Below are 18,234 nucleotides of genomic sequence, written 5' to 3'. Positions count from 1 at the left end.
CGGTGGTACTGTTTCTTACTATTATTATACGCTATTTCTCGTCAAAAATCAACCATTTGTTGTGACAGAGCCTTTAAAAAAAATGTCGCACGCGCGATATTTTCCCTTCCCGCTTTGTGAAAAAGTGTACGCATCACCAAACAAGATGCCCACCACGCAAGTTCACTTTTTGCGAAGGAGAAGGAATATGCCCCCGGTCATCGACAGAGAAAAGTGCCTCGGCTGCGGCGTATGCGCCGATGTCTGTCCCCTGCAGGTATTCAGTCACAACAGAAAGAAAGACAGGATTCCCGAAGTCAAGCGTCCTTACGAGTGCTGGCACTGCAACGCCTGCGTGCTGGACTGCCGCGCCCACGCCATAGAGCTGCGCCTGCCGCTCACCCACATGCTGCTCTATGTGGATTCCGACACCCTGAAGCCCAGGGATCTGCCCGTCCGCTGAACAAAGCCCGAATCCACCGTGTCATTCCGAAAGGGAATTCTCTTCACTCAACATTTTCCGGAGGTCATCCATGATTCCTCTCAATCAGCAGCATGAAGCCGACGTCGCCGTCATAGGCGGCGGCATAGCCGGACTCATGGCCGCCATTGCGGCGGCGGACAAGGGCGCGAGCGTCGTTCTTCTGGACAAGGCCAACACGAAGCGAAGCGGCGCGGGCGCCACGGGCAACGATCACTTTCTGTGCTGGATACCCGAAAAGCACGGCGACATCAGCGTAGTATACAACGAGTTCATGGACAGTCAGAACGCCACCAGCAACGACACCCCGCTCGTCATGCGCTTTCTTGAGACCAGTCCTAAAATCGTGAACATGTGGAACGACTGGGGCATCAACATGAAGCCCACCGGCGATTACCACTTTGAAGGCCACGCCTATCCCGGTCGTCCGCGCATATTCCTCAAGTACGACGGTCACAATCAGAAAGCCGTGCTTACCGAACAGGCAAAAAAGCGCGGCGTGAAGATTCTCAACCACGCTCCCGTGCTGGAAATGTTCCGCGACGCGGAAGGCGTGACCGGCGTGCTGGCTCTCGACGCATCCGGCGACGAGCCTTCGTTCATCACGGTGAAGGCCAAGGCCGTGGTTGCGGCCACGGGCTACGTGAGCCGTCTGTTCACCACCGATCCCACGCCGAGTCAGATGTTCAACACCAACATGTGCCCTTCCGGCACCGGCGATTCCATAGCGCAGGCGTGGCGCATAGGCACCTATCTCGTGAACATGGAAAAGACCTACCGCCATGCTGGACCGCGTTTTCTCGCCCGCTGCGGCAAGGCTACATGGATAGGCGTATATCGCTATCCCGACGGTCGTCCCGTCGGCCCCTTCATCACGAAGCCCAATGTGGAGACCGGCGACATGACGAGCGACGTATGGTCCTCGGCCTTCACCGACCTTAAGCTGAGCGGTCGCGGTCCCGCCTACATGGACTGCTCCGGAGCGAGCAAGGAAGACCTTGAACACATGCGCTGGGCCATGAAGTGCGAAGGACTCACCGCCCTTCTGGACTACATGGACAAGGAAGGCATTGATCCCGGCAAGCACGCCGTGGAATTCGGCCAGTACGAAGCCAACCTCGTCACCAACGGCATAGAAATCGACATCAACGGCGAAAGCAACGTACGAGGACTTTTCGCCGCGGGCGACATGATGGGCAACATCAGCGGCGACATCGGCGCGGCAGCCGTGTACGGCTGGATAGCCGGCCATCACGCGGCGGACTACCGCACCCGAGCCCTTGGCGACATTTCCCAGGAAAGTGCCGAAGAGCGCATGGCCTTCTACAGCTCCATCTACGAACGCAAAGTCGGCGCGTCCTGGCAGGAAGCCAACTTTGCCCTGCAGCAGATCATGACCGAATACGCCGACTGCGGCCCGCACCGCGTGCGCTCGGACACCATGCTGACGGCAGGCATCAAGTATCTCGGCGACCTGCGCAAAAAAATCGAAACGCAGCTGTACGCCACCGACGCCCATGAACTCATGCGCGCCGCCGAGGTCGTCAACCTGCTCGATCTCGGAGAAGCCCTCATGATCTCGGCCAGAGAACGCAAGGAAAGCCGCGGACGTCACATCCGTTCCGACTACACCTTCACCAACCCGCTCCTGCGCGACAAATTCCTGCGCGTATGGAAGGAAGGCGATGAAGTGAAAACCGCCTGGCGCGATCGTCTCATCTGAGTTCTCTCTCCTCCCCCGGTTTCCCTCTGAGGAAACCGGGGCATGGCGTTGTTTAACGCCCGCGCCGTCCGACATTTACGATCTCACTCTACGGAATTCTTCTCTTCCGCTTCACCAACGCGCTTCAGCACGTTGCCATGCTTCCGCCTTACGGACCGGCGTGCCCCCTCTTCATGAACTTGTCCGGCAACAGCCCGGAACATCCGCCCCACCCGGAGTCTCCATGAAAGTTCTGCCCATGCTCCGTTGGCCCCTTACCCTCATTCTGCCCATCATAGTCTACTTCGCCGCGCCCTCCGACATTTCTCCGAAGGCTCCGCTCTTCATGGCCATGACCAGCATGGCCGTGCTTGCCTGGGCCTTCAACGTGTTTCCCGCCATCGGCGTGGCCGCGCTGCTCACCTTCGGCTACGTGCTCGGCAACGTGGCCCCCATGGAAGTCATTTTCGGCCCGTGGGCCACGGTGCTGCCCTGGATTTCCTTTGCCGCCGTGGTCATAGGTGAAGCCATGGACAAAACAGGACTCGCCAGACGGCTTGCTCTGAGCTGCCTCTCTCTTGCGGGCGGCAGCTTTTTAGGGCTTGCATGGGGCTTTTTTGCAGGCGGTCTCGTTCTTGCCCTTGTGCTGCCTTCTATTCTGGCACGTCTTGTGGTGCTCTGTGCCATAGCCTCCGGCATCATCGACACCCTGAGACTCAATCCCAAGTCCCGCATGTCCTCCGCCATCATTCTCATGGCATTCATGGCGGCAGCCGCTCCTCAGTTCATGTTCCTGCACACTTCCGAGTGCTTCATCTGGGCCTTCACCATGCTTTTCAAGGACGGTACTACCGTGGACTTCTGGCAGTATGCCTGGCACGGTTCCCTTTTCTCCGTCATCTACACGCTTGCCTCCATGAGTGTCGTGTGGCTGGTAAAGGGTAAAGAACAGCTTACCTCCATGGAGAATGTCCGGGCCTTCATCGAAAGCAGCGGCAAGGAGCTCGGACCGCTCAGCTCCAAGGAAAAAATTCTTCTGCTTCTTGTGCTCGGCATGGTACTCGCCTTCATGCTTCAGCCGTGGACAAAGCTCGACCCCGTCTTCATCTTCGCTGTGCTGGCCATGATCTGCTACCTGCCCGGCATACGCATTCTCTCCGAGGAAGGCATAGGCAAGCTGGAGATCATGTTTCTCGTCTTCATCACCGGATGCATGTCCATCGGCTTCGTAGGCGGAGCCGTGGGCTTCAACGCCTGGGCCGTTCAGCAGGTTCTGCCCTTCCTGCAGGGATGGGGAGAAACCATGTCGGTGCTCATTGCCTATGCTTCCGGCGTAATAGTCAACTTTCTGCTGACTCCCTTTGCCGCCACGGCAGCCTTCACTCCCGCCATCGGCGATCTTGGACAGGCACTGAACATGAACCCCCTGCCGCTGTTCTATGCCTTCCAGTATGGTGTGGATCAGTACATTCTGCCATATGAGGCCGTGTACTTCCTCTACATCTTCATCACCGGCCGCGTGACGCTCTCCCACGTCATTCCCGCGCTTGCCCTGCGTGCCATTCTGTGCGGCATTCTCCTCGCTCTTGTAGCCATTCCCTGGTGGAATTTCGTGGGCATCATGTAACCGCTCCAGAAACGCCGGCGTACCGGCAGTTCATGTTCATAAAGGGAACAGCCCCGATATCTGTACCCTTACCCTCTTTACGCGCAGGTCCGTTTTCAGCAACGCTCTACCAAGGTTCGGGTCTCCATGAAAAAAACAACTCTTTTCTGGCTGCTGACCATCATCATCCCCTGTGTCGTCTATGTGGCCGCGCCTCAGGACGTATCTCCCAAAATGCCCCTTTACATGGCCATGACCAGCATGGCCGTGACCGCGTGGGTTTTCAACATCTTCCCGGCCATCGGCGTGGCGGCACTTCTCACCTTCGGCTATCTTCTGGGCGGCGTCGCCGGACCGGGCGTAGTCTTCAAGTCGTGGACCACCGTACTGCCCTGGCTGTCCTTCGGCGCCATCATTCTCGGGCACGCCATGGAGCAGACGGGACTTGCCCGACGCGTAGCACTCCGCTGCATACGGCTCTGCGGCGGCAGCTTCTTCGGACTTGCCTGCGGATTCGTCATCGGCGGTCTGGTACTGGCTTCCTTCATGTCCTCCATTCTGGCCCGCATGGTCATTCTCTGCACCATTGCAACGGGCATCATCGACGCCCTGAAAATCAAGGAAAACTCCCGTCTTTCCTCGTCCATCGTCTTCATGGCGTTCCTCGCCGGCGCCGGGCCGCAGTTCCTCTTCCTGCATTCCTCGGAATCCAACATCTGGGCATTTCAGGAGCTGTTCAAGGGGACCGACGTCATCATCGACTTCTGGACCTATGCCCTGCACAGCACGCTCTTTTCCGTCATCTACACCGTGGTATCCATGGGCTTTATCTACATGGTCAAGGGTAAGGAACAGCTTACGAGCTCCGAGGTCATGGCCTTTCTGTCCGACAGCTACAGCAAGCTCGGCAAGATGAACGCTGGAGAAATCAAGCTTTCCGTCATCTGCCTCATTCTCGTCGCGGCCTTCATGGTTCAGCCATGGACCGGCATCGATCCCGTGTACGTGTTCTGCGTGCTCGCCCTTCTGTGCTACATGCCCTGCGTCAAAATACTCGATCCCGGGACTATCAGCGAACTCGGCATCATGTTCCTTGTCTTCGTTACGGGCTGCATGTCCATAGGATTCGTAGGCGGAGCCGTGGGATTCAACACCTGGGCCGTGCAAAGCATCGTTCCCCTGCTTTCGGGATGGAGCGAAACCGTTTCCATATTCATGTCCTACATGCTCGGACTTGCCGTCAACTTCCTTCTCACCCCCCTGGCAGCCCTCGGTGCCATCACTCCCGCCATCGGCGAGCTCGGCAGAGCCATGAACGTCAATCCTCTTCCCGTGTTCTATGCCTTCAACTACGGGCTCGACCAGTACCTGTTCCCATACGAAACCGTCTATCTGCTCTACATCTTCATCACCGGCAAGATCACGCTCAGACATATCATGCCCGCGCTCTTCGCCCGCATGATAGTGACCGGAATTCTCATTGTCTGTGTCGCCATTCCCTGGTGGAACTTCATCGGTCTCATGTAAGCCGGGCCTTCACGCTTCACTCCATCATTCCCTGAGAAACAAGGAGGACATCCATGTCGCAGAGCCAGTTCACCATATCTCGATACGACACCGACTTTCTATGCATCGGCGGCGGTATCGCGGGCCTCATGGCGGCCATAAACGCCGCGGATTCAGGCCTCAAGTGCATCATCGTGGAAAAGGCCAACATCAAGCGCAGCGGCTCGGCCGGTCTGGGGAACGATCACTTCATCTGCTACATTCCCGAAGTACACGGCGAGTATGAAACCTTCATAGAAGACGTCTTGCGTCTTCAGAACGGCGACCGCCTGCGCCAGATGGGGCCGGAATGGGCGCGAAAGTTCTTCTTCAAGACCAACGAGATCGTCAAAATGTGGGATGCCTGGGGCATTCCCATGAAACATGAGGGCTCCTACTACTTTGCAGGCCATTCCCTCCCCGGACGAACCAGAGCCTTCCTCAAGTACAACGGCCGGGATCAGAAGTCCGTTCTCACTTCCCAGGCCAAAAAGCGCGGCGTGGAAATACACAACCGCCGCATGGGGTATGAGCTGCTTCTCAACGACGACGGGAGCGTTGCCGGAGCCGTGGCCGTGGATACCAGGGAAAGGGCCCTGTACGTCTACCACGCCAAGGCCGTTCTTCTGGGAACGGGCCTGGTGAACAATCTCTGGCCATTCTGCAGCCGCGGCTCCGTGGGCGCGACCCCGGACATGCTCAACCTTACCGCCGACGGCCGCATGATGGCCTTCCGTGCCGGCGCGGAACTGTGCAATCTGGAAATGCCTTCGCTGCACTCAGGCATCAAATACTTCTCGCGCAACGGCCAGGCCACATGGGAAGGCGTACTGCGCGATCCTTCAGGCAAACCTCTCGGCCCCTTCCTTGATGCGCCCAATCCCCTGTACGGCGACATCACCATGGAAGTGCGCAAGGAATTCATCGAAGAGTCCAACAAAGAAGGCCGCGGCCCCATCTTCATGGACATGACGGGCCTGACGGAAAAGCAGATGGAAACCATGCATCACTGGCTGCGCCAGGAAGGCAACTACACGCTGCTTCGTCACTTCCGTCAGGAAGGCGTAGACCTTATGGACACTGCCGTGGAGTTTGCCACCTATCCTCTGCTCATGCCCCCTTCCAGCGGCATCGTCTTCAACGACCGCTCGGAAACCTGCGTGCCCGGCCTCTATGCCGGAGGCGATGAAGGCTACGGCGGCATAGCCGGAGCCGCCGTCACCGGCTGGTGGGCAGCCGATGCCGCAGCCGAATATGTGAGGAACAAAAAAACGTGTGCCGACACCGATGCCGACGCCGTCGTCGGACGCGTCGTGCAAAGATTCAACGCCATGCTCGACAGGGAAAGCGGGGCCCACTGGACGGAAGCTCTGCAGGCGCTTCAGAACATCACCTGGGACTACTGCGGCGAAGTACGCAGCGCCGCCGGCATGGAGCACGGTCTTTCCCATCTGCGCCGCGTGCATGAGCACGCCCTTGCCACTCTGAAGGCGGAAAATCCCCATGAACTCTCCATGTGCCTCGGCATACTCAATCTGTACGAACTTGCCGAGCTCATGTTCGAAATGGCGCTGGAACGCCGGGAAAGCCGCGGCTACCACAAAAGGGCCGACTTCCGGCTGCCTGACCTCCGCCTGAACGGAAAGAAGCACTACATCCGCAAGGATGGCAATCACAACCTCATGAGCTGGAGATAACTATGCCCCCCGTCATCAACAAGGAAAAATGCATTCACTGCGGACAGTGCGTCGATATCTGCCCCATGGACGTCTTTTACGGCTCGAAGAAGGGAGAATTCCCCATAGTTCGCTATCCTGAGGAGTGCTGGCACGCAGAAGCCTGCGCCCTGCAGTGTCCCGTGGACGCCATTGATTTCCGCATCCCGCTCACGCTCATCGTTCCCGTTAAAAAGCTTCCGCACGACGCCATGTCATAGGAAGCCGGCCTTCACCAGGTTTTCCCGCCCGCGCTGAGTCTTCGGCTCAGCGCGGGCTTTCCGCGTTTCCGGCCGTGATTGACGCTCCTACGCTGTAGGGCTAGAATGTTCGTTCCTTTCAAATGCCCGGGCATGAAGCCCTACCGCATAGTACGCAGATTCGAGGAAATCAGCCATGCTTGATCTCAAACTTCTCCAGAAACATCCCGAAGTGGTGGCCAAGGCGCTGGCCGACCGCCATTCCAACATTTCCGTCGACGACTTCCTTAAACTGGATGAACGCCGCCGCGCCGCGCTCACCGAAGTGGAAACACTCAAGAGCAAACGCAATGCCGAATCCGCTGAAGTGGCCCGCATGAAGCGTTCCGGCGAAGACGCTTCCGCTCTTGTGGCCGAACTCGGCAAGCTCTCCGACCGCATCAAGGAGCTGGACGCCGAAACTTCCGAGATCAAGGAGCAGGTCTATCAATGGATGCTGCGCGTGCCCAATATTCCCGACGCCTCCGTACCCGTGGGACTCGACGAAAATGACAATCCGGAACTCCACCGCTGGGGTACGCCGCGCGAATTCACCTTCCCGATAAAGCAGCACTTTGAAGTAGGTGCCGCCCAGAAGGGACTCGACTTCGAGCGCGGCGCCAAGCTCGCCGGTTCCCGTTTCTGCGTGTCCCACGGCGTGTTCGCCAGAATGGAACGCGCCCTCATGAACTTCTATCTCGACACCCAGACCACCGAGTTCGGCGCCACTGAAATTCTGCCTCCCTTCATGGTCAACGCCGCTACCATGCAGGGCACGGGGCAGCTGCCCAAGTTCGAGGAAGACCTGTTCAAGATGCCTGCCTGGGACTACTATCTGATCCCCACGGCCGAAGTGCCTGTCACCAACCTGCACGCCGGCGAAATTCTTGAAGAAGATCAGCTTCCCCTGCGCTACACCGCCGGTACTCCCTGCTTCCGCTCCGAAGCCGGCTCCGCAGGCAAGGACGTGCGCGGCCTCATCCGTCAGCACCAGTTCATCAAGGTGGAAATGGTGCGCTTCGCTCATCCCGACAAGTCCTGGGAAGAACTGGAACACATGCGCCGCTGCGCGGAAATTCTGCTGGAGAAGCTGGAACTTCCCTATCGCACCATCACGCTCTGCACCGGCGACATGGGCTTCGGCTCCGCCAAGACATATGACGTGGAAGTCTGGCTCCCCGGTCAGAACTCCTACCGCGAAATTTCCTCCTGCTCCAACTGCGTGGACTTCCAGGCCCGTCGCGCCAACATCCGTTTCCGTCCCAAAGGTGGCGGCAAGCCCGAGTTCGTGCACACGCTGAACGGCTCCGGACTGCCTACCGGTCGTTCTCTTGTGGCCATCATTGAAAACTATCAGCAGGAAGACGGCTCCATCGTCATTCCCGAAGTGCTGCGTCCCTATATGGGCGGCCTTAAGGTCATCACGCCCGACATGTAATCTCCCTCCAACAGGCACAGACATCGACAGCGGGAGACGGCTTCGGTCGTCTCCCGCTGTTTTTGCGCGCTTTTCCCAGTAAAATCGGCTGGAAGCAGCCCGCCCTTCGCCGTTTCGGACAACCGGCGGAAACAGCCTTTCGAGCCGAATAACTGTCGAGCCCGGACTTATTTGTGCAAAACGAAACATTCTGTCTCGAATTCACGACTCGTCTTCCGTTTCAACGCCGAAAAACGCCTTTCCATCCCCCTGTACACGTCGTTTAGAGCCATTATATCGGCATACTTTTTAACTTGTTGCTTTTCATTGAACAACAATGTGAAATTTTGAGCTTTATTTTTTTGATGTCTTCTGATTCTTCTGAATAACGAAATCCGTTCTTTCTCCTGTACGGATATTCGCCTTTCAACCATTGAATTTCAGGAGTTTCAGATGAACAGACGTCAGTTTTTATACGGAAGCGCGGCCATGGCTCTCATGAGCGCCATGCCCTTTTATGCTCATGCGACGGAAGGCCCTGTCGTCAAGACGCCCAAGGGCAGCGTGCGCGGTCTTGTCATGGACGGCGTGCACGTCTTCAGAGGCGTACCCTGCGGCATGCCTCCGTATGAAGGAAAGTACCGCCTCGCCCTGCCCGAGCCCGTGCCGGCCTGGAACGGGGTCATCGACACCGTCAAGTTCGGCGACATTCCGCTGCAGCCCGGCAGCAAAAACAAGCCCATCGGCGGCGGAGACTGCCTGCGCCTGAACATCTGGACTCCTGCCCCCGGCAAGACCAAGTGCCCCGTCATGGTCTACATTCCCGGCGGCGGAAGCACCCGCTGCGACAACAACGACGTGCGCTTCGATGGTACGGCCTTCGCGCAGGACGGCGTTGTGCTCGTCACCATCAACTACCGCGTGAACGTGGACGGCTTCCTAAAGATCAAGGGCGTGCCTTCCAACATCGCACTGCGCGACATGATATTCGCACTGCGCTGGGTGCAGGACAACATTGCCGCCTTCGGCGGCGATCCCGACAACGTCACGGTATTCGGACAGTCCGCGGGCGCCACGCACATCACCTCCCTCATCTCCTCCGACAAGACGAAGGGCCTTTTCCGCCGCGCCATTCTCCAGAGCCCCTCTGCCATTGCGCAGTACAACGAACAGCAGGCTTCCATGGCGGCTTCCGAACTGCTGTCCTTCTACGGTATTGAAGACAGCCGCGAAGCCGTGGCCGCTCTTTCGCCGGAAAAGCTGCTCACCTTCACCGCCTTTGTCGCCGCCAAGAGCAAGGATCCCGAATGGGGTCGCATGGTTCAGGGCAACGTTGCCGTGTTCAAGCCCTACTTTGACGGCGACATTCTCATGAAGCGTCCCGTGGACGCCATTGCCGAAGGCGCTGCCAAGGACCTGGACATCATAGTCGGCTCTGCCGAGCAGGAATGGCGCTACTACACCGTGCCGAGCGGAGCCATCGACAAGATCGGTGAAGACGCACTCAAGAACTTTGTGTACACCACCGGATTCCCTGCCGACATCGTGGAACGCTACCGCAAGGCCGGCCGCGGCGACACCACCGGTGACCTGTTCACGGCTCTTCAGTCCGACCTCATCTTCAGAATGCCCGCCAACAAGGTACTGGAAAGCCAGAAGGCCGCCGGAGGCAAGGCCTGGGCCTACTCCTTCGCCTGGAAGAGCCCCTGCTACAACGGCAGACTCGGAGCTGCCCACAGCGTGGATCTGCCCTTCGTCTTCAAGACGCAGCACAAGGACTCGCAGCGCGTAAAGAACACCCTCGGAACCAATCCTCCGGATTCTCTGGCAGAAGCCATGCACAAAGCATGGGTAAGCTTTGCTACCACGGGCAATCCCGGATGGACGCCTTTCGACCTCGATCGCCGCATGACCATGCGCTTCGATACCGAAAGCAAGGAAGTCTCCGATCCGTGGAAGACGGAGCGCGAGAACATGCCGCTGAAATAATTCAGCCGTGCAGGTACGAGCCTGTCCTGTCCGCATGACGACAGTTCTGCCGGAATTCTGAACAAGGCAGCCTCATAAAAAAGTAAGGGCGGAGCCATCCTTTCCCGGATGGTTCCGCCCTTACTGTTCTGCTACTTCCAGGAAGGAAAAACGATGCCCGTTCTTCGTTCCAGCTCCTTCAAAAAAGCGCCGATATCCATGCCGTTCCATATCTTTTCCGCCTGACGCAGCAGTACGTCGGAATCAACATGCCATGAGCCGCCATGCATCAGCGCATGAAACGCCATGCCGAGACAATAGGTAAGAGCCCCGGCCACGGCGGCCCCTGCAAGGGATCCCGCCACGGGCACGAACTTGCACAGCTGCGAGGCCAGCATTCTGCCTGCCGAACGCGCCAGCAGAGGCCCGAGGAGTCTGACGGCCACATCCCAGGTGAACGGCCTGTCGTACAGCCTGCTCAGCCGTATGAGCATCCCGATCTGTATGGGAATAATGAACAGGGCGTCAGGTATGCCGGGCAGGGGATTCAGCCCGGCCATCGCCGCACTGACGGAGTGTTCAACAATGATGTCCGCCGCACGCCTGTCGCAAAGCGCGCCGTCAAGTCTGGCGAAATATGTGCGTGCGGCGTCTGGCAGACTTTCATAAATTCTGTTCCGCAGCGCCTCTATGCCGTACCTCTCTTCCGCTCTCTCCCAGCTCTCCCCCGCGCAGCAGGGCAGAAAAGACGTCGCTCCCCCGAACGGCTGACGGATATGCGGCCCCATCGTCCTTTCTACATAGTTCAGCCAAGCGATGATGTTTCTTTCCTTCTCCGATGCCGGAGACGCGAGGTTCAGCGCGGCGGGATTCCAGTCCCTGACGGGCGCTGCGGCATCTATCTTCGTGCACGCCACGATGCAGGGCAGCGGAAGCGCCGTTCCGTAATGCATCTGCACGGCGCCGACAAGCTCCCGTTCATACGTAAGATCCCGCGATGCACAGGGCACCGTCACCAGCAGAATGTGCGCCCGAACAAGGGATTCGAGCAGATGTTCCAGTCTCTGCGCATGCCTTCCCGCCTCGCCCACTCCGGGCAGGTCCACGACGCGAAGCGGCAGCCCGCCTTCCGCAAGCTCATGCTCCACCGGCGTCTGCGTTGTGGGAATCACGCCGGTCTCGCTGACGAACCTCCCGGCCAGCGCGTTCATCAGGCTGGACTTGCCGCTGCCGGTCCGCCCCGCAAGAACAATCGTGGGCACTTCGTCGCAACTGTCGAACTTCGACTTCGCCTCAAGAATGATGTCGGCAATCTGCTGTGCGTTCATGCGTTCTCTCCCCGGCCGGGGCGTCTGCTCGCGGCCATGTTCAGGGCAGAGGCCTGCGCCTCGGCCTTCTTTCTGTTCTTCTCCATGCGCTTCTGAATTTCCTCCGCGGTAGGCCGGAAATTGCCCCCGGCAAAAAGCTCCCGGAAGGAGTAGCCGAGCGCGAGCGTCGTGGGTCCGGCCACGGCCGCGCCGATGACGGCGCCGCCTACGGTGCCCAGGCCGGGAACGAATTTGACAAGCGCCTGAAAAAGCATGCGGCCTCCCACAGCGCAGCCTGCCGTTCCCACCAGACCGGCGGCCGTTCCCAGTGTCATGGTGCAGTTGTAGGTATGCGCCAGCGCAACGATCATGCCCGCCTGTATGGTGGTAATGGCCACCATGTCGGCTATGGGAATCGGCGTGGCGGCCGCCACGGAAGCGGACACCGCCGCGCTCCAGATGATGCCGTCGGCCGTGGAATCCTTGTCCATCTTCACGTTCATGATGCGTGCAAGCATGGCCTTCCGGGCGTCCGGCACGGCATCCACCATGCCCTGCTTCAGAGCCTCAAGTCCGTAACGGCTCTCCGCATCCTCAAAGCCTTCCCCCGAGCATACCGGGAACACCCTGCTGGCACGAATGCTGCACGCGCGACGCAGCGCTTCGATCCATGCGGCAATGTTCCTTTCCTTCTCGCTGGAGGGATGTTTCAGGTCCATGCTGCGGGGATTCCACTGCCGTACCGGAGTCATGAGGTCGATCTTGTTGGCCACCACGAGGATGGGAAAATCTGGATCGCGCGCAAGCACTTCCTGAATGAACCTGCGCTCCAGCTCCCAGGCCCTGTCGGGGGCTCCCGCCACGAGCAGAATGAGATGCGTCGAGGAAAGTCTGTCCAGCATGGCGGCCTGACGCTCTTCATGCCTGCCCTTCTCACCGAAGCCGGGCACGTCGGTGATGACGGTTCTTATGGTCTCCCGTCCGCCGGCGTCCTCCCGGACGACGTCCCAGACATAGTCGCGGATGTCCTGAGTGACGGGCCCTCCACCTCCGACACTGCAGAGCTTCCGCCCGGTCAGCGCATTGATGAGGCTTGACTTGCCGCTGCCGGTACGCCCCGTCACCAGCATGTGAAAGCATCCGTCGTCGGTCATGCCGTTCTCGTTCAACAAAGTATCCATGTCCATGCTTCGTTCTCCATGACAGAAAAGATGATGAAACGCAGGGCCGCGATTAGAAGCGCTTTCCGAATCTTCCGTAAACCGTGCGGAAAAGAGCCTCGAGCAGAGGATCGGACGAGACGCCGTCACGAGTGCGGGAGCGCTGCGCATGGTCTTTCTGAATGTTCCGCTTCCAGTCGCCGTCGATGACGCCCCTGGCGGCGAACAACGAACAGACACCGGCGAGGGATTCGTAAACCGTATGTATGCCTTTGCCGTCGTTCACGAAGTCCACGGCATTTTCCTCGGACAGGCCGAAGCCTCGCGCCGTAGCCACGGCGTCGATGTTTGCGCCGAGGAAGAGAAATTCCCAGCCCTTCTCCCGGGCCTCGGCAATCATGCGCTTCACGTCGCTCTCGGAAAAGCGACGGCTGGCGTTTTCCATGCCGTCCGTAGTGATGACGAAAAGCACGTGATCGGGCACATCTTCCGGCCTGATGTAGCGATGGACATTGCCGACGTGACGCACGGCCCCGCCCACGGCGTCGAAAAGCGCCGTGCAGCCGGAAACCTCATAGTCCTTTCCGGTAAGTGCGGGAACGTCGAGAACGTTCACCCTGTCATGAAGGACGACGCTCTCCTGATTGAAAAGGATGGTGGAAAGAAGAACCGTTCCCTCCGCCTTCTTCTGCTTTTCCAACATGGCGTTGAATCCGCCGATGGTGTCGGACTCCAGTCCGAACATGGAACCGCTGCGGTCGAGAATGAAGACAAGTTCGGTCATGCCGTTCATAGAACCTCCTCAAGGCGTTTGATCGTTAACTGCCTTGTAGAGGAAACGGCACGGCTTAAGGTCGCCGATCCGGCGACAATTCACGGCAGGAATCAGAACCGATCAGCGGAAGGTCGAGTTCCTTCAGGTACTCGTTGATTTTCATGATGTCATACATGCCGGCACGGATGAAAAAGTCGACGGCCAGATCAAACCTTTCATTGGGGGAAAGGGCGTAGCCTGCCCGCGCCAGAAGCTCCCGGGCCTGCTCCGCGTCCAGCTCAAGGGCCAGGGCAAAGGCCAGCACCGTCTTCTTGGCAGGACGGTAATGTCTGTCGCTCAGAATTTTGGAAAACAGCTTTCTGTCGATGTATGCCCGCTGATAGCACTCGGCATTGGTCATGCCCGCTTCCCGTATCTTGCGCAGAAGCAGGTCCGAAAATCCTTCGTCCGGCGAAGAAATGGCCTTTTTGAGTCTGTCCAGCAGGCCTTCCTGTCTGGCATGAAGGCCTTGCCAGAGGACATGCTCGCAGAGAACGACGGCAGGCTTCGACAGCCCCCTTGTCGCGACGAACCCGGAAGGCAGGGAAAAATCCTGCCCACGGGAAGCGATGTAGCGAACAAGATGTTCCTTCAGTGCATCATCCGTCATGATCTCCCCTCCTGCCGGGAACGTCGGCCCCACAACGTAGTACTCAAAAGTTGCCCAAGAAACACACACGGGGCAAAAGGCTTCCGTCAGTTTCAGAACTCCAGGAACGCTGCGTGCGCGGAAAAAGTACCGTGCAAGCGCTGCGGCAGCCCTGCCTTGCGAGAAGAGCCGTTCCGCTTTCGAAATCGCCGACCGGCGTTCTTATTTTTTATGCGGAAGATATGCCTGCTGCAATACCCTTCTCTCTCCTGCAATCCCGTGCGCAAAAGACGAACGAAGATTAAACGAAAAAAAGCTTTCGACGTTTGCCGAAAGCTTTTTCAAATTCTGGTGGAGATGAAGAGAATTGAACTCTTGGCCTCTTGAATGCCATTCAAGCGCTCTCCCAACTGAGCTACATCCCCGTTGCGGAGATTCTTTTGCCAGAATACCCAGCAATAGTCAAGAAAAAAATGGGGACTTTTTTACGACGTGACGCATCCCGTTCCAGGGCAGCCCTCAGGCAAGGCACCGAATGCCGCATTCCCCTGGCAGCGTAAGCGAGTCGTTCCCTTTCCGTTCGACTTTCCCCCTTCTTCCCGACAGAACCTGGTCCTGCTCTTCCCGTAAGTCCGGCCGGGCTTTCGAGCCTTCTTTCCCCTGAAGGCCCGCTCCTGCAGCTCAAAAACAAACGTTACCATATCTCCATACATCCGACATAATGGCGTCATGATTCCGCCGCATGTATATATGCGTGAAGGCAATACCCTTCAGGACGGAAGAATTCATGTCGTCTACCATTCCTGCATTCATGCCGTTCCGACTGCGCCGGAAAGGAGTTCCGACTACGGATCAGGCAAAAGCAGAGCCGCCTGAAGGTCGCCTTCTGCATAAATTAAAAATAAAAACTTTCACTATACAGACAACAACGTCAATCATGGGAGAAAGAGCATGGCAAATAACATTGCCCGCCGCGACCTTCTGAAGATGGGCATGGCCGCCACGGCCTGCGCTGCCGCCGGCATACTGACCGGCGCCTCCTCCGCCGAAGCCAAGGATCAAAAGCGCATTCTCAAGGCCGGCATCATCACCGACATGCACCAGACCACCAAGGCCGACAGCACCACCCGCATCTATTCGGCCTCCATGGACAAGATGAAGGTGTTCATCGATACCATGAAGAAGGAAAAGCCCGCCTTCATCATAGAGCTCGGCGACTTTGTGGACACGCTTGCCAAGGGCACTGATCCCGCCGCCAATCTCCGTAAAATCGAAACGCTGTACACCTCTCTCGGTATTCCCGCCTATCACGTGCTCGGCAACCACGACTTCGACAATCTCAAGCGCGACGAATTTCTTTCCGGCGTGACCAACACCGGCATTGAAAAGGGCAGAACCTACTACTCCTACGACGCGGATGGCGTGCACTGCATCGTGCTCGACGCCGACTACACGCCCGGCAAGTTCCGCCCCTACGACATGAACACGCCCGAAGACACCTTCTGGACCTGGGTGGACACCATCATTCCTCCGCAGGAAATGGACTGGCTGAAGGACGATCTCAAAAAGACCGACAAGCCCGTGATCGTATTCAGCCATCAGACCCTCGACCGCGTGGATACCCAGGATCACAACATCAAGAACGCCTCGGCCGTGCGCGCTCTTCTGGAAGAAAGCGGCAAAGTACTCGCCGTCATTTCCGGACATGACCATCAGGGCGGCTACTCCAACATCAAGGGCATCCACTACGTCGTGCTCAACGGCAACGTCGGCGTGAACGACTACCGCACCTGGGAAGCCACCAGCACGGAAAAGGGACGCGGCGTTCACAAGGACAACCAGTTCTCCATTCTGGAAGTGAGCAGAAACGGCAAGTCCTACCACATTTCCATTTCCGGCTACGGTCGCCAGCCCAGCTACGAACTGGAAAGATCGCTCTGATTCACGGCATTACGGTTTACAACATCTCCCCGTCTTTTACGACTCTTTGACGAAGACTCCGTGTTCCTCCCGGAAACGGAGTCTTCGTCGTTTTCAAGAAGCCCCATCTGAAACATACGGGAACGCAGCGTAGTATAATGAATGTCCAGCAGGCTGGTGGCAGAATCCGTGCCTGTGAGCTTGCCGCCGCAGTGCTCCAGCACTTCGCGGATATATCGATCTTCCACTTCGCGCAGCGTAGGCCACTCTCCCCGACCGCGCAGTACGGGCTCTTCGCCTTTTTTCCCGTTCTGGGCCGCCGTCGGCTCCGGAAGGGAAATAATTTCAAAGTGCACGCTTTTTGCCGAGGTTTCCAGGCTGAACTTGACCAGCGCGCGTTCCACGGTGTGCTCCAGTTCCCGCACGTTGCCCGGCCACTGATACCGGAGCAGGGCGCGCATTTCCTCTTCCGGCACGTGAGGCAGATAGGGCAAGCCCAGCCGGTGCGCCTTCATCTGCATGAAGTGTTCCACCAGAATGGGAATGTCATCGAGCCTCTTCCGCAGCGGCGGCACGCTGATGGGCAGAACGGAAAGCCTGTACCACAAATCCCGGCGGAACCGTCCCTCCACAACCTTGCGCGGCAGATCGTCGTGCGTGGCGGCAATTATCCTCACATTCACCGGCATTTCTCTGGCCGCGCCCACGCGGCGGATCCTGCCCGTATCGAGCACACGCAAAAGACGCACCTGGGATGACAGCGACATGTCGCCAATTTCATCCAGAAACAGCGTTCCGCCATCTGCCATTTCAAAATAACCTGCCTTGGTGCCGGCCGCGCCGGTAAAGGCACCCTTTTCATGCCCGAACAGTTCGCTGTCCACCAGTTCTTCCGGAATGGCGCCGCAGTTGACCTTGATGAAAGGTTCCCCATGACGCGCCGACGTCTGATGAATGGCGTCGGCCACCACCTCCTTGCCTGAACCGGTTTCTCCCAGCACAAGCACGGTGACGTCGCTGCGCGCCACATTTTCCACAGTCTGCCGCACATGGACCAGCCCGGGACTCAGCCCGAGCTTGTCCATGCCGGTAAATTCGGGCTGAGCCTGCGGTCTTGCTCCGTGCAGCTTCATGTCCGAAAGATTGATGCTCAGCTCTTCGGCAAGAGGCTCCAGCAGACGGGAAAGCTCACGCAGATCATCATGGGTGAAGGCCCCTTTCTCATCGGACCAGAAGTTGATGAGAAACACGCTGCTGCTGTTGGTGAACAGAGGAAGCCTCAGCATGGAAGCATGATACAGATAAGGCATGTCGCTCCACTGCGGATTGCTGAGCACCTCGGGATCGCGCTGATAGGGCGAAAGGTCGCCGACAATGACGGGAGAGGCGATTTTATCGCTCATCACCAGAGGACGCGCTTTTGCGGAGCCGGCGGCCTTGTTGGAAACGCTCACGGTACTGGTGTCGGCCATGTTGATGATGTACCGGGCGTCCTTGTCGCAATAGATCGTATTGATGCGCACCACGGGAAGCCGGGTACGCAGAAGGTCATGAAGATAAAGAAGCACATGTCTGAGCCCACCCATACGGTACATGACCAGGCAGGACTTTGCCGCCGTTTCGGAATAGAAGCCCGGATATCCCACGCTGTCTCCCTCCCTGAAAATTATATTTTCGCTTAGTGTTTATATCATAGCTATGTTGTTTTTACAATATATCCCATTAAGACACAAACACTTAACCCACTGTAAATAAATATAATTATAGAATGGCATGAATATTGCTAATAAAA

General features: G+C 57.9%; 15 protein-coding genes and 1 tRNA gene. 9 read left to right on the top strand and 7 right to left on the bottom strand.

Annotated elements, in window-relative coordinates; translation table 11 throughout:
* Positions 1-187 precede the first annotated feature (187 nt).
* From Q0J81_RS03175 to serS, 7 genes are all read left to right on the top strand, one after another.
* On the top strand, positions 188-442 hold the full coding sequence (locus Q0J81_RS03175; RefSeq protein WP_294445991.1) for a ferredoxin family protein: 255 nt from the start codon (positions 188-190) through the stop codon (positions 440-442).
* Positions 443-512: 70 nt separating this feature from the next.
* The gene (locus Q0J81_RS03170; protein ID WP_294445990.1) at positions 513-2,183 is read left to right on the top strand and encodes an FAD-binding protein; all 1,671 of its coding nucleotides are present in this window, start codon (positions 513-515) and stop codon (positions 2,181-2,183) included.
* Between the two features lie 223 nt (positions 2,184-2,406).
* Positions 2,407-3,789: an SLC13 family permease gene (locus tag Q0J81_RS03165; RefSeq protein ID WP_294445989.1), complete on the top strand. Its 1,383-nt coding sequence runs from the start codon at positions 2,407-2,409 to the stop codon at positions 3,787-3,789.
* Positions 3,790-3,915: 126 nt separating this feature from the next.
* Entirely contained in the window at positions 3,916-5,295 is a 1,380-nt protein-coding gene (locus tag Q0J81_RS03160) for an anion permease (RefSeq protein ID WP_294445988.1), read from the top strand.
* 53 nt (positions 5,296-5,348) lie between these two features.
* Positions 5,349-7,010: an FAD-binding protein gene (locus Q0J81_RS03155; RefSeq protein WP_294445987.1), complete on the top strand. Its 1,662-nt coding sequence runs from the start codon at positions 5,349-5,351 to the stop codon at positions 7,008-7,010.
* A 2-nt stretch (positions 7,011-7,012) separates the two neighbouring features.
* Positions 7,013-7,249, top strand: a complete 237-nt coding sequence (locus tag Q0J81_RS03150) for a ferredoxin family protein (protein ID WP_294445986.1) — start codon at positions 7,013-7,015, stop codon at positions 7,247-7,249.
* A gap of 175 nt (positions 7,250-7,424) precedes the next feature.
* On the top strand, positions 7,425-8,705 hold the full coding sequence (gene serS, locus Q0J81_RS03145; protein ID WP_294445985.1) for a serine--tRNA ligase: 1,281 nt from the start codon (positions 7,425-7,427) through the stop codon (positions 8,703-8,705).
* Here the strand turns inward: serS and Q0J81_RS12290 are convergent.
* Complete coding sequence (locus Q0J81_RS12290; RefSeq protein WP_366937503.1) at positions 8,666-8,827, bottom strand: hypothetical protein; 162 nt, start codon at positions 8,825-8,827, stop codon at positions 8,666-8,668. The genes serS and Q0J81_RS12290 overlap by 40 nt on opposite strands.
* Positions 8,828-9,137: 310 nt before the next feature.
* Between Q0J81_RS12290 and Q0J81_RS03140 the strand changes: the two genes are divergently transcribed.
* Complete coding sequence (locus tag Q0J81_RS03140; protein ID WP_294445984.1) at positions 9,138-10,673, top strand: carboxylesterase family protein; 1,536 nt, start codon at positions 9,138-9,140, stop codon at positions 10,671-10,673.
* Between the two features lie 131 nt (positions 10,674-10,804).
* Here the strand turns inward: Q0J81_RS03140 and Q0J81_RS03135 are convergent, their stop codons facing one another.
* The 5 genes from Q0J81_RS03135 to Q0J81_RS03115 form a co-directional block, all read right to left on the bottom strand.
* Positions 10,805-11,980 carry a GTPase gene (locus tag Q0J81_RS03135; RefSeq protein WP_294445983.1) on the bottom strand — a complete coding sequence of 392 codons (1,176 nt, stop codon included), beginning with the start codon at positions 11,978-11,980 and terminating at the stop codon, positions 10,805-10,807.
* A complete protein-coding gene (locus Q0J81_RS03130; protein WP_294445982.1) occupies positions 11,977-13,146 on the bottom strand; it encodes a GTPase in 1,170 nt (389 codons plus the stop codon). Before Q0J81_RS03130 ends, Q0J81_RS03135 begins: the two co-directional genes overlap by 4 nt.
* Before the next feature lie 46 nt (positions 13,147-13,192).
* Entirely contained in the window at positions 13,193-13,912 is a 720-nt protein-coding gene (locus Q0J81_RS03125) for a hypothetical protein (RefSeq protein WP_294445981.1), read from the bottom strand.
* 55 nt (positions 13,913-13,967) lie between these two features.
* Positions 13,968-14,543 (bottom strand): hypothetical protein, encoded by a 576-nt coding sequence (locus Q0J81_RS03120; RefSeq protein ID WP_294445980.1) that lies wholly within the window; start codon positions 14,541-14,543, stop codon positions 13,968-13,970.
* 328 nt (positions 14,544-14,871) lie between these two features.
* A tRNA-Ala gene (locus Q0J81_RS03115) sits at positions 14,872-14,947 on the bottom strand.
* Between the two features lie 526 nt (positions 14,948-15,473).
* Here Q0J81_RS03115 and Q0J81_RS03110 point away from each other — a divergent pair.
* Positions 15,474-16,463 (top strand): metallophosphoesterase, encoded by a 990-nt coding sequence (locus Q0J81_RS03110; protein WP_294445979.1) that lies wholly within the window; start codon positions 15,474-15,476, stop codon positions 16,461-16,463.
* On the opposite strand, the gene Q0J81_RS03105 is transcribed toward Q0J81_RS03110, so the two are convergent.
* On the bottom strand, positions 16,439-18,088 hold the full coding sequence (locus tag Q0J81_RS03105) for a sigma-54 dependent transcriptional regulator (protein WP_294445978.1): 1,650 nt from the start codon (positions 18,086-18,088) through the stop codon (positions 16,439-16,441). The genes Q0J81_RS03110 and Q0J81_RS03105 overlap by 25 nt on opposite strands.
* Between the last annotated feature and the right edge of the window lie 146 nt (positions 18,089-18,234).

Source organism: uncultured Mailhella sp. (assembly GCF_944324575.1).
Lineage (GTDB): Bacteria > Desulfobacterota > Desulfovibrionia > Desulfovibrionales > Desulfovibrionaceae > Mailhella.
Note: the sequence above shows the minus strand (reverse complement) of the source record. Positions and strands in the feature narration are given on the sequence as shown.